Source organism: Zhongshania guokunii, from assembly GCF_040892635.1.
GTDB lineage: Bacteria > Pseudomonadota > Gammaproteobacteria > Pseudomonadales > Spongiibacteraceae > Spongiibacter > Spongiibacter guokunii.
This window is the reverse complement of the sequence record NZ_JBFRYA010000042.1, coordinates 1-1055: the sequence shown is the minus strand read 5'-3', so window position 1 is coordinate 1055 and position 1055 is coordinate 1. Positions and strand designations below refer to the sequence as shown.

The following is a 1055-nucleotide window of genomic DNA, read 5'->3' as shown; positions in this document are numbered from 1 at the left end:
TGGTGAAGCTAACCGTATCACCAGGCGCGGCGTCGCCACCCACTGAACCAGTGACGTTAATGCTTGTTCCGGCTTCGGCCGCGTTCACGATGTCATCAGGTGTGATGTCGTTAACAGTGATTGTTGCGCTCGCCGTCGTATCAACGGTGTGGGTTGAGGTCGTGGTAGCCGTAAACGGATTGCCCGCGGCATCAGTGCCCGTTACTGTGGCATCGAAGCTGGTATCGGCGGCCAAGTCGGCGCCATCCACCGCAATGCTGTAGGTGTTGCCAGCCAATACAGTACCGCTGTATGGCGTGCCGTTAATGGTGAAGCTGATTGCGTCACCAACGGTTGCATCGCCACCAACAGTACCGGTGACGTTAATGCTTGTTCCGGCTTCGGCCGCGTTCACAATGTCATCTGGCGTGATGTCATTAACCGTGATCGTTGCGCTCGCTGTCGTATCAACGGTGTGGGTTGAGGTAGTCGTTGCGGTAAATGGATTGCCCGCGGCATCAGTGCCCGTTACGGTCGCATCGAAGCTGGTGTCTGCCGCTAAGTCGGCGCCATCAACGGCAATGCTGTAGGTGTTGCCTGCCAAGACAGTACCGCTGTAAGGCGTGCCGTTAATCGTTAAGCTAACGGTGTCGCCCACTGTTGCATCGCCACCCACTGTACCGGTGACATTGATGCTTGTTCCAGCTTCAGCAGCGTTAACAATGTCGTCAGGTGTGATGTCGTTGACCGTGATCGTTGCCGCAGCAGACGTATCAACGGTATGCGTTGAAGTCGTGGTTGCGGTAAATGGATTACCCGCGGCATCAGTGCCCGTCACAGTGGCATCGAAGCTGGTGTCTGCCGCTAAGTCGGCGCCGTCAACGGCAATACTGTAGGTGTTGCCCGCCAGTACGGTGCCACTGTATGGCGTGCCGTTAATGGTGAAGCTGATTGCGTCACCAACGGTTGCATCGCCACCGACGGTGCCCGTCACATCAATCGAAGTACCCGCTTCCGCTGCGTTAACAATATCGTCTGCTGTGATGTCGTTGACCGTGATCGTTGCGGTCGCTGCG

Annotated in this window: 1 protein-coding gene; it reads right to left on the bottom strand. The window is 56.7% G+C overall.

Annotated elements, in window-relative coordinates; all coding sequences use genetic code 11:
• The coding region (locus AB4876_RS19060) for an Ig-like domain-containing protein (protein ID WP_368383273.1) at positions 1-1055 on the bottom strand (1055 nt) is incomplete at both ends.